The organism is Tardiphaga sp., assembly GCF_025356345.1.
Classification (GTDB): Bacteria; Pseudomonadota; Alphaproteobacteria; order Rhizobiales; family Xanthobacteraceae; genus Tardiphaga.
In genome coordinates this window covers 1-10,905 of record NZ_JANXTC010000304.1, presented here as the reverse complement: position 1 = coordinate 10,905, position 10,905 = coordinate 1, and the positions used below count along the sequence as shown (strand labels likewise).

Here is a 10,905-nt window from a genome sequence, read left to right as displayed (position 1 = left end):
TGTCGCCAAACACCCACAGAAACAGCATGTTGCCGGCCAGATGCAGTGGATCGCCGTGCAGGAACATATAGGTTAACAGTGTCAACCCCTCGGGAAATGCGATCGCGTCGTAGGGACCGCGCGCCGCGCCGCCAAAAATGCGCACCTGAAACAATTCGGCCGGAATGATCGCGAACGTTGCAGCCATCGCCTGCCCTGTTTCTGTGAGTTCGCAGAAATAGAACAGCACGTTCAGCAGGATGATGCCGATCGTGACGTAAGCGTGGCGTATCGAGCGCAGCGGGTTGTCGTCGGAAAGCGGTACGAACACGGCGGCTGATCCTTCCTTCGGCGGTGGCGACGACGCGGCGGCCAAGACGCGGCGGCCAAGACATCGCGGAAAGACCGACCCTACCGGCTTTTACCGGGAACCCAAAGGACGTCGCCTTCGCCCTTGTTGTTGACATGTCGGCTGGCGACGAACAGATAGTCCGACAACCTATTGATATACTTGAGGGCGGGCGCGCTGACCGGTTCGTCGGGCAACGCCGCGAGTTCGACCATCAGCCGTTCGGCGCGGCGGCTGACCGTGCGCGCCACATGCAGCGCGGCAGCGGCCGGTGAGCCCCCCGGCAGCACGAACGAGCGCAGCGGTTTCAAGGCGGCGTTCATGTCGTCGATCTCGGTTTCGAGCCGGTCGACTTGTGCCTGCGAGATCCTGAGCGGTTCGTAGGCAGGCTTTTGGCCACGATCGGGCACGCAGAGATCGGCACCGAGATCGAAGAGGTCGTTCTGGATCAGTGCCAACCGCTTATCAAGAACAGGGTCGCCGCCGCCCTGGACCTGCGCTGCAATCGTCGGCGCGAGCAACACGCGCACCACGCCGATCTGGGCGTTGGTCTCGTCCACCGTGCCATAGGCGGATATGCGAAGCGCGAACTTCGGGCACCGCTCGCCAGTGCCCAACGCCGTACTGCCATCGTCGCCGGTGCGCGTGTAGATCTTGTTCAGGATGACCATTGCAGAATGCCTCTGGTGTTCGCGCAGAGGCGCGCCCTTAGGGGGCCGCCTCAGAACGACTTGTGGGTGGCGGGGCGGAACTTGTTTTTCGGCTCGAAGCCAGACCGTATTGCCTCGCGCGGCTCGCGCACCCAGACCTCGCGGTTCGGGTGCATGCCGCCGCCGTGCCGGGCCGGGACCGCGGTCATCCGGGCGCGATGCAACAGGCGTGTATCGGCGACGCCGCAGTTCGGATGCATGCCGCCATTTTCTGCGACCACTTTGTCCCAGGCCGCTTTGCGTTTCGCAAGAATGGCGGGATCGGTCAGCGCGGTGCAGTTGAGCTCGTTCTTATTCAGGTCGATCACGATTTCGTCGCCATTCTCGATGAAGGCAATCGGGCCACCAAGGGCTGCTTCCGGTCCGACGTGGCCGATGACGAGGCCGACCGACCCGCCTGAAAAGCGCGCATCTGTCATCAATCCAACGACGATGCCGCGTTTGCGGCAGAGCGTCGTGATGCGCGACGTCGGGTCGAGCATTTCCGGCATCCCCGGAGCACCGCTCGGTCCATCGTAGCGGATGATGACCATGTCGCGGTCCTGGAACCGCTCCGGCGTCTTGTCGAGCGCCGTGATCAAATCCTGCTCGCCCTCGAACACGCAGGCGCGTCCGCGGAACATGTTGTTCTCGAGCCCACCCTCGACGCCGGCCAGCTTGAGAATAGCCGAAAATTCCGGCGACAGGTTGCCGCCGAGAACGCGCAGGCCACCGGTCGGCTTGTAGGGCTTCTCGATGGAATACACCACGCGGCCATCCGGCTTCTTCGGCGCCAGACGCTTGACCTGCTGGGCCAAGGTCTCGCCGGTGCAGGTCATAACGTTACCGTTGAGGAGGCCCGCGTCCAGGAAATCGCGAACGATCACCTGCACGCCGCCGGCTTTGTCGATGTCGACCATCGAATACTTGCCGTAGGGACGGGCATCGGTGAGGACCGGAACGACGTATTGCGACAGATAGTTGAACTCGGCCGGCGTCATGACTTCTTTCCAGAAATCGGCGTAGCCGGCGGCGCGGGCGATTTCCGGCGCATGCAGCGTCACATTGGTCGAGCCGCCGATGGCCATCGCGACGATGACGGCGTTGCGGATCGAATCGCGGACGACGATGTCGCGGGGTTTCAGGCCCTTGGCCATCATCTGCGCGAGGTATTCGACCAGCTGGTCCGGAAATTCCTTGAGGCGACGCGGATCGTCGGACGGTGGCGCCACCATGTGCAGCGGCTGCATGCCGACCACGCCAATGAAGGTCTGCATGGTGTTGTAGGTGAACATGCCGCCGCAGCTGCCATAGCCGGGGCAGGCGTGGCAGGCGATGTGATGGCGATAGGCGGCGTCGGGGTTGCCGGCGACCTGATAGGCGCTGACAATGTCGAGCTTCTCGCCGGTCTTCGGGTCCTCGCCGGGATGGATCGGTCCGTCGGACATGATGATCGCAGGCTCATTATGCTCGAGCAGCGCGGCCAGCGTGCCGACCGGCGGCTTGTCGCAGGCGACGACGGCGATGGTGCCGGCCAGTCCCGTGGCGCTTAGATGTTCGCACAAAGCATCATGCGTCACTTCGCGTCCGATCAGCGAATAGCGCATTTCGCGGGTGCCGTTGCGGATGCCGTCCGACGTCGCGATGGTATATTCCGGCTGAACGAGACGCAGTTGCAACTGACCCGCGCCATGGCCGATGCGGCTCTTGAGGCTGGCATGGATCGCATCCACCTTGGCCGCCACGCCCATATAGCACTGGCTGTCGCCCTTGGTGCCGACCACACCCACCGATGGCTGGTGAATCAGGTCCATATCGGTACCCAGTTCGCGCGCAATCCCGATGGTCTGGGCCGAGCGGCCTGGATGTTGATCGATGAGGACGATTGGCGATTTTGTCACGGCGGAGTTTCCTTCCAAACGGGCGGCTTTTGGGTCGCCCAAGCGTGCTGGCGACGTCTTGGGAGGGGCGTACTACGTGATCGCCATGATCTCAAGCTCCTGACCGGATGCGCCGATCACATCCCCTGCCACTTTGCCCATCAGCAGCCGTGCTACCGGGGATACGAAGGAAATCGAGCCGGCCTTGGGATCGGCTTCGTCCTCGCCGACGATCCGATATGTCTGGACCCGCCCATCGTCGCGCCTGAAGGTCACGGTGCTGCCAAAGGCAACGATTTCGGTCGACGCGGGATCCGCGATGACCTGTGCTGTCCGCACCCGGGATGCGAAGTAGCGGGCGTCGCGCAACGGGCTGGCCGCCTGTCGCCGCCGCTCATTGACCTCTTCGATCTTTTGCGCCGCCTCGTAGGCGTCACGCGCGTGATGCAGTTGAGCTTCGAGGGCCTGTAATCCGGCTTGCGTCACGAGGTTTGGGTGGGACGAGACCGGACGATCGGGCAGCAGCGTTTCCGCCGCGGTTTCGGCACTGTCTTCTTTCGTGAAAGCGACGCTCAAGCTCGGTATCCCTTTGGTGGAATGTTGGAATCCGCGGTAACGCCCGAAAAGCCTACCTAGCACGTCCGGCGCGGGAGCGCTTCAGCATTCCCAAAATACCATTTTTCGTTGGAAGACTCATTTCGCTCGAATCGCGCAATATCTATTGAATATTGCGCGATGTACGCATAAAAGCCGCCGGAACGCGTTGGCAGGAACCATTGCTGCGCGAAGTGAACAATATGCGCAATGCGCGGCGAGGAGACAGCATGCAGGTCCCAATCAAGCGGGCGATTGAGAAGGTCCCCGGCGGCATGATGACGGTGCCGCTGCTGCTCGGCGCGCTGATCGCCGCGTTCTTCCCCAACACACCGAAATTCTTCGGCTCGTTCACCGGCGCCTTGTTCTCCGGTGGCGCGCTGACCATTCTGGCGGTGTTCTACGTCTGCATGGGTGCCAGCATCAACTTCAAGGCCACCCCCTACATCGTGAAAAAGGGTGGCACCCTGCTGATCGTCAAGGTCGGTATCGCGATGATCCTCGGCCTGATCTTCGGCCGCTTCCTCGGTGAAGCCCCGATCACCGCCGGCATTTTCGCGGGTGTTTCGACCCTCGCCATCGTCGCGGCGATGAACGATACCAATGGCGGCCTGTATATGGCGCTGATGGGCCAGTATGGTCGCCCGCGCGATGTCGGCGCCTACACCATCATGACGCTGGAAAGCGGCCCGTTCCTGACCATGATCACGCTGGGCGTGGCTGGCCTGTCCTCGTTCCAGTGGCCGGCGCTGGTCGGCGCCATCCTGCCGCTGATTATCGGCATGATCATCGGTAATCTTGACCGCGAGATGCGCGACTTCCTCAGCAAGGCCGTACCGGTGATGATCCCGTTCTTCGCCTTTGCGCTCGGCACCGGCCTCAACCTGTCCCAGGTCTGGCAGGCAGGCCTGCTGGGTCTCGCGATGGGCGTCGCCGTCGTCGTCGTGACCGGCATCCCGCTATTTTTTGCCGATCGCTGGACCGGCGGTAATGGTGTTGCCGGTGTGGCGGCGGCCTCGACCGCGGGCAATGCCGCGGCCGTGCCGGCAATCGTCGCCGCGGCCAATCCGGCCTATGCGGATGCTGCTGGCCCGGCCACGATTCTGATTGCTGCCTGCGTGGTGGTGACCGCGATCCTGACGCCGATTGTCACCTCGTGGGTCGCCAGCAAGGTCGGTCGCGACGTCGAGCCAAATGAAGATGCGGTCGCCTCCGCCGAGGCGGGTGTGGGGACGCCTGCACCGGCTGTCGGTCACTGAGGTGGCGAATGACTGGCTGATCCTCGCCGACGATCTCACCGGTGCCGCCGACTGCGCGATTGCCTTCGGAAGAAGGGGACGCGCCGCCGCGGTGATGTGGGATGAGGCCGTCGACTTGTCGGATCACCAGTTGCCGGTGCTCGCCTATGACGCGGCGAGCCGCGGTCTTTCGGGCGCAGCCGCGGCACGCCGCCACGCCGACGTGCTGGCGCGCCTCGCCGAGCCCGGACGGATCCTGTTCAAGAAGATCGACTCGACGCTGCGGGGACAACCTGCGGCGGAGATTGCGGCCACGCTGTTGCACCTCACGTCACAATCCGGCCCGGCGCTTGGCGTGTTCGCGCCGGCCTTTCCGGCCACCGGGCGCACCACCATCGATGGCCGCATTCACGTCAAGGGGCGTCCGCTGGAAGAAGCCGAAGTCTGGGTCCGCGAGCACACCTATCCGACCGCCCACCTCGTCGAGGTGCTGGCCACCGCCGGCATCCGCGGCGAGCATGTTTCGCTGGCGACGATTCGCGGCCCCGACCTCAAAGCCATCTTTGCCAAACTCGCAGCCGAAGGCGACGTCGTTGCCGCCTGCGATGCCGAGACCGAGCACGACCTGCATCTGATCGCAAAGGCCAGCCTGCTGGCGTCCCGATCTACCTTCTTCATCGGCAGCGCCGGCCTCGCGCACGCGCTGGCCGGCCTTGATGCCGACAGCGATGTCGAGCCGTTGCGCATCCCGGCCAGCGCGTTGGGCACCCTGATCGTGGTAGGCTCGCTTGCCGGGGCGTCACGCGCGGCGGCGCGCGAACTTGCAGCAACCGGCACCGTCGAACATTTTGCGGTCACGGCGACGACGCTCCTGGGCGACGGCGCCGATCGAGCCAGGCTTGCGGCCGATGTGATGAGGCGCCTGTCGGCCGGCGGTGACGCGCTGGTCGAGATCATGATGGACGACAAACCGAATATGTCACTCGGACCGCAGCTAGCGCAGGCGCTTGCCGATGTCCTGGCGCCGGTCGCACCTGCGATCGGTGCCTTTGCCGCGACCGGCGGCGAAACCGCCGCCGCGCTGTTGTCGCGCTTCGGCGTCAACGGCATCCGTCTTGCCGACGAGATCGAGCCCGGCGTCTCGCTAGGCCTGACGCTCGGCGAATTGTCGTTTCCGATTGCTACCAAGGCGGGGGCGTTCGGCGACGAACAGAGCCTCATCCGCATCGCCGAGCGGCTTCGCGCCGTCCGAACCCAAGGAAGCTTCACATGAGCCGTCCCACCATTGCGATCACTATGGGCGACCCGGCCGGCATCGGCCCCGAAGTCGTCATGAAGGCGTTGGCCCAGCCTTACGCCCACGAGATCTGTAATCCGCTGGTGATCGGCGATGCCGCCCGACTGCGCAAGGCCGCCCGGATGGTCGGCGTTGCGCTCGACGTCGACGCGCTGGCCGACGCGAAGGACGCGGACTTCGTATCAAAAGCGGTGCAGTGCGTCGATCTGAAGAACGTGCCCGACGATCTGCCGTTCGGCCGGATGTCGCCGATCGCCGGTGAAGCTGCCTATCGCTATATCGAGAAAGCCGTGGAAGTCGTGCAGTCGGGGATCGCGCAGGCGATCTGCACCGCGCCGCTCTCCAAGGAAGCGCTGCATGCGGCGGGCCACAAATATCCCGGCCATACCGAGTTGCTCGCGCATCTGACCGGAACGCCGGAAGTTTCGATGATGCTGGTCTCGCCAAAATTGCGCGTGATTCATGTCACCACCCATATCGGCCTGATCGACGCCATCCGGAAGATCGAGCCGGGTCTGGTCGAGCGGGTGATCACGCGTGGCCATGACGTGCTGATCAAGGCAGGCATCAAAAATCCGAAGATCGGCGTCTGCGCGATTAATCCGCATGCCGGCGAAAACGGCCTGTTCGGTCAGGGCGAGGAGGCCGAGAAGATCACGCCGGCGGTCCTCGCCTGCAAGGCCAAGGGCTGGGACGTGCAAGGTCCGCTGCCGGCCGATACGCTGTTCTTTCTGGCCGGCCGCGGCGACTACGACATGGTGGTAGCCATGTATCATGATCAGGGGCACGGCCCGATCAAGGTGCTCGGGCTGGAATCCGGCGTCAACATCACGGTCGGTCTGCCGATGATCCGTACCTCGGTCGATCACGGCACCGCCTTCGACATCGCCGGCAAGGGTATTGCCGACGAGCGCAGTTTGATCGAGGCGCTGCGGCAGGCCGCCGATCTGGCGCCGAAGCGCAGCCAGGCGGCGTAACCGTTTCCCGGACGCGGTGCGGCATTCTTCATGCTGCTCCGCAGATCCGGGATCCCGGTTTAGTCTACGCGCAACCGGGACCCCGGCTCTGCGGCGCACCACGCCGCAAAGAGCGGCGCAGCGCACCGCGTCCGGGGAACGATAGCCCGGATTGGGCGAACATGTCCGCAGGTCTGAATCGGCGTGCTATCGATTGAAGATGGGTCTGCCAGCGAGTGAGTCTCGATTCTGATGTCGATGCGCAGCAAGGAACGTCACGCCCGCCTGCTGGAAGCGCTGAACGCCGGCGAGATCGACGTCGACGATCTGGCGCGGCGGTTCGACGTCTCCGCCTCTACCGTGCGGCGCGACCTGCAGCATCTGTCGCGCAACAATGCCGTGCGCCGCACCTATGGCGGCGCCATTCTTACCGGGCAGGCTGCCGAGACGACGCTCGAGCAGCGGCTTGCCGTCCAGGGCAAGGAGAAGCAGGCGATCGCACGCGTGGCGATCGATCTGATCGCGGATGGCGACACGCTGATTCTCGACGCGGGCTCGACGGTCGCAGCCTTTGGCCGGCTGCTGCTGCGGCGGCGGCTGCGTATCATCACCAATAATCTGGCGTTGCTGCCCTTTCTTGCCAAGGCTCCGTCAATCGAACTGGTCGTGCTGGGTGGCACGTTGCGCGCCACCAGCATGAGCACGATAGGGCCACTGGCCCATGAATCGCTACGCCGCATGACCGCGGACCGTGCCGTCATGAGTGCCGATGGCGTGGTCAACAAGCGTGGTCTGTGCGAGGCGGACCTTGAGCAGGTAGCGTTGAAGTCGCTGATGATGGAACAGGCGAAGGAAGTTATCGTTCTGGCCGATGCCAGCAAGCTTGGCCGCGCCGAGCAGATTGCCTGGGCGTCACTACCGCCGCGCTGGACCCTGGTAACCGACAGCGGCGCGTCGCCGGAACAGCGTCAGCATCTCGCTGATGCCGGGGCGCGCGTCATCGTGGCCACGCCGTAGTTCAAGACCGACTGCGTCGGTCGCCATGCATTTATCTGACAAATCCGTGAAGGCCGAACCATTTACCCCTCCTGGTCGTAGTAACTGGCGAAGCGAGGTGTCGAATGAAGAACTATACGCCGTGGGACGGCCAGCAGATCGATAAACTTAAAGAGTTGATCGCAGCACGGGTTTCGTTGGCTCGCGCGGCCGTCATCATGAAAAGGCCGCAGGCCTCGGTTCAGGCCCAGGCCCGCAAACTAGGCATGCCGTTTCCAGGTGTCCGGGCGATCAGGGCCGCCATCAAGGCCAAGATGGCTGACAGCAGTATCTCCGGTCATCAGAGCCGAGGCGCCTAGGCGACACGCCATGCGGGATCAGCTCTGCCCGCCATCTATTTGGCCGACGCGATGTCCAGACGCGAACGGCTCACAGCGGAGGTCTTCATCGTGTAGCAACGGCCGCACTCATAGACGTGGTTATCGAACCCCCGGATTCCGGGATCGATCCGCTGGAACTCCATTTGCCCCTGGCATCGCGGACATTTCGGTGTCGGATTTGTCATTGGTCGCCCCATTTCAATGCCGGCAACCCGCTCCTTCGATCAGAGTTCCCTCCCCCGGGGCCGGAACTGCTAATTATTCCGGGTGCGGGCTTTTGCAACACAGTGCCGACCAGCGTGGACGTCCCGTTGTTCTGGCTGATAAGTCCGCGGCGGACGCTCAGCGCTTCTGGTTGTAGACGTCGAGGCACACCGCGCCGAGTAGTACCAACCCCTTGATCACCTGCTGGTAGTCGATCCCGATGCCGAGGATCGACATGCCGTTGTTCATGACGCCCATGATCAATGCGCCGATGACCGCGCCGCCGACGCGGCCGACGCCGCCATAGGCAGATGCGCCGCCAATGAAGCAGGCGGCAATGACGTCGAGTTCGAAGCCGAGGCCGGCCTTCGGCGTCGCGGTGTTAAGTCGGGCGGCGAACACCAGGCCAGCCAACGCCGCCAGCACGCCCATATTGACAAAGGTCAGGAACGTCAGCCGCTCGGTCTTGATGCCGGACAGTTTTGCCGCCTTGGCGTTCCCGCCGACAGCGTAGATCTGTCGGCCCACCGTGGTGCGCGTGGTGACAAAGGCATAGATCCCGATCAGGGCCATTATGATCACCAGCACGTTGGGCAGGCCGCGATGCGAGGCGATCAGATAGGTGAAGTAGACGATCGCGGTGAATAGCAGCGCGTTCTTGAACACGAAAAATCCAAATGGATCGGCCTCCATGCCATGGCTCTGCTGCCGCGCGCGGGCCCTGAGGTTCATCATCACCAGCGCCATGGCGAGCGCCGCGCCAATCAAAAGCGAGGTTGGATACAGCGTACCGGCATCCGGTATCAGCTCGGGAATGAAGCCGGATGACAATTTCTGAAAGGTCGGCGCGAAGGGGCCGACCGACTGGCCTGCCAGAATTGCCAGCGCCAGCCCCTTGAACACCAGCATGCCCGCCAGCGTGACGATAAAGGAGGGAATCTTGAAATAGGCCACCCAGTAACCCTGCGCCGCGCCGATCAGCCCGCCGAGCACCAGACATATCAGGGTGGCGATGATGAAATGGACGCCGTACTGCACCATCAGAACGGCGGCGACCGCACCGACAAAACCGGCCACCGAGCCGACCGAAAGGTCGATGTGCCCGGTTACGATGACCAGCAGCATGCCGAGCGCCATAATGACGATGTAGCTGTTCTGCAGCACCAGATTGGTGAGGTTCAGCGGTCGCAGCAGCGTCCCTTCGGTGACAACCTGGAAAAACAGCATGATGGCGAACAACGACAGCAGCATGCCGTATTCGCGCAAATTATTCTTGAGAAAGCCGGCATGTTTGCGCGGCTCGGCGGCCGCCACGGTCTTGTCGGTCATGAGGTTTTCTCTCCCTTGCGCATAATCGCGCGCATGATCCTTTCCTGCGTCGCATCCGTGGCGGGAAATTCGCCGACAAAGGCACCTTCATTCATTACGCAGATACGGTCGCAGATGCCGAGCAGTTCCGGCATTTCGGACGAGATCACGATCACGCTTTTGCCGGCGTCGGCGAGTTCGTTGATGATACAGTAGATCTCGTATTTGGCGCCGACATCGATGCCGCGCGTCGGTTCATCGAGGATCAGCACATTTGGATCGGTAAACAGCCATTTCGACAGCATCACCTTCTGCTGGTTGCCGCCGGACAACTTGCCCGCCTCCTGATAGACGTCGTTGCAGCGGATCCGCATCCGGCTCCGATAATCGTTGGCCACGCGAAGCTCGGACATGTCGTCGATGATGTTGTTGTGAGCGACGCCGTCGAGATTGGCCAGCGTGATATTCTTGCGCACGTCGGAGGCGAGCAGCAAGCCGAACTGTTTGCGGTCCTCGGTGACATAGGCCAGCCCGGCCGCGATGGCGCGCTCGATGGTGGAGAGATCAACGTCGTGGCCGTGCAGCGTGGCGCGGCCGGTGATCTCGCGGCCCCAGGAGCGGCCGAACAGGCTCATGGCGAATTCGGTGCGGCCGGCGCCCATCAGCCCGGCGATGCCGACGATCTCGCCGCGACGGACGTGAAAGTCGACATTCTTGATGACCTGCCGTTCAGCGTGCAGCGGGTGGTACACCGACCAGTTCTGCACAGCGAAGACGGGCTCGCCGATTTTTGGTTCGCGCCTCGGATAGCGGTGGGCGAGGTCGCGGTCGACCATCTTGCGGATGATGCGGTCCTCCTCCACTGGCCCAGCGCGGCAGTCCAGCGTATCGACGGTGCGCCCGTCGCGCAGCACGGTGATGCGATCGGCGACACGTGACACCTCATTCAGCTTGTGCGAAATCAGGATCGCCGACATGCCCTGGTCGCGGAATTCGATCAGCAGGTCGAGCAGCGCCGCGCTGTCGGTCTCGTTG

At 63.3% G+C, this 10,905-nt stretch carries 11 protein-coding genes; 5 read left to right on the top strand and 6 right to left on the bottom strand.

The window, feature by feature from the left end; translation table 11 throughout:
• The 4 genes from Q0S16_RS18660 to greA form a co-directional block, all read right to left on the bottom strand.
• Nucleotides 1-355, bottom strand: a 355-nt coding sequence (locus Q0S16_RS18660) for a rhomboid family intramembrane serine protease (protein WP_295851265.1), incomplete at its 3' end; no start/stop codon positions are given.
• A 35-nt stretch (nucleotides 356-390) separates the two neighbouring features.
• On the bottom strand, nucleotides 391-999 hold the full coding sequence (locus Q0S16_RS18655; protein WP_295851264.1) for a cob(I)yrinic acid a,c-diamide adenosyltransferase: 609 nt from the start codon (nucleotides 997-999) through the stop codon (nucleotides 391-393).
• Nucleotides 1,000-1,049: 50 nt separating this feature from the next.
• Nucleotides 1,050-2,918: a dihydroxy-acid dehydratase gene (locus Q0S16_RS18650; RefSeq protein ID WP_295851262.1), complete on the bottom strand. Its 1,869-nt coding sequence runs from the start codon at nucleotides 2,916-2,918 to the stop codon at nucleotides 1,050-1,052.
• 72 nt (nucleotides 2,919-2,990) lie between these two features.
• A complete protein-coding gene (gene greA, locus Q0S16_RS18645; RefSeq protein WP_295851259.1) occupies nucleotides 2,991-3,473 on the bottom strand; it encodes a transcription elongation factor GreA in 483 nt (160 codons plus the stop codon).
• Nucleotides 3,474-3,721: 248 nt separating this feature from the next.
• Here greA and Q0S16_RS18640 point away from each other — a divergent pair, with 248 nt between their 5' ends.
• The 5 genes from Q0S16_RS18640 (at nucleotide 3,722) to Q0S16_RS18620 (ending at nucleotide 8,337) form a co-directional block, all read left to right on the top strand.
• Nucleotides 3,722-4,750 carry a 2-keto-3-deoxygluconate permease gene (locus tag Q0S16_RS18640; protein ID WP_295851256.1) on the top strand — a complete coding sequence of 343 codons (1,029 nt, stop codon included), beginning with the start codon at nucleotides 3,722-3,724 and terminating at the stop codon, nucleotides 4,748-4,750.
• Nucleotide 4,751: 1 nt separating this feature from the next.
• The gene (locus Q0S16_RS18635; RefSeq protein WP_295851254.1) at nucleotides 4,752-6,002 is read left to right on the top strand and encodes a four-carbon acid sugar kinase family protein; all 1,251 of its coding nucleotides are present in this window, start codon (nucleotides 4,752-4,754) and stop codon (nucleotides 6,000-6,002) included.
• The gene (pdxA, locus tag Q0S16_RS18630; RefSeq protein ID WP_295851252.1) at nucleotides 5,999-7,003 is read left to right on the top strand and encodes a 4-hydroxythreonine-4-phosphate dehydrogenase PdxA; all 1,005 of its coding nucleotides are present in this window, start codon (nucleotides 5,999-6,001) and stop codon (nucleotides 7,001-7,003) included. The genes Q0S16_RS18635 and pdxA overlap by 4 nt, the downstream gene beginning before the upstream one ends.
• Before the next feature lie 231 nt (nucleotides 7,004-7,234).
• On the top strand, nucleotides 7,235-7,999 hold the full coding sequence (locus tag Q0S16_RS18625; RefSeq protein WP_295851250.1) for a DeoR/GlpR family DNA-binding transcription regulator: 765 nt from the start codon (nucleotides 7,235-7,237) through the stop codon (nucleotides 7,997-7,999).
• A 104-nt stretch (nucleotides 8,000-8,103) separates the two neighbouring features.
• Nucleotides 8,104-8,337, top strand: a complete 234-nt coding sequence (locus Q0S16_RS18620) for a hypothetical protein (RefSeq protein ID WP_295851248.1) — start codon at nucleotides 8,104-8,106, stop codon at nucleotides 8,335-8,337.
• A gap of 363 nt (nucleotides 8,338-8,700) precedes the next feature.
• Here the strand turns inward: Q0S16_RS18620 and mmsB are convergent, their stop codons facing one another.
• Nucleotides 8,701-9,891, bottom strand: coding sequence for a multiple monosaccharide ABC transporter permease (gene mmsB / locus Q0S16_RS18615; protein WP_295851246.1), 1,191 nt, complete (start codon nucleotides 9,889-9,891; stop codon nucleotides 8,701-8,703).
• Nucleotides 9,888-10,905: sugar ABC transporter ATP-binding protein (locus tag Q0S16_RS18610; RefSeq protein WP_295851244.1), on the bottom strand; the 1,018-nt coding region annotated here is incomplete at its 5' end. The genes Q0S16_RS18610 and mmsB, both read right to left, overlap by 4 nt.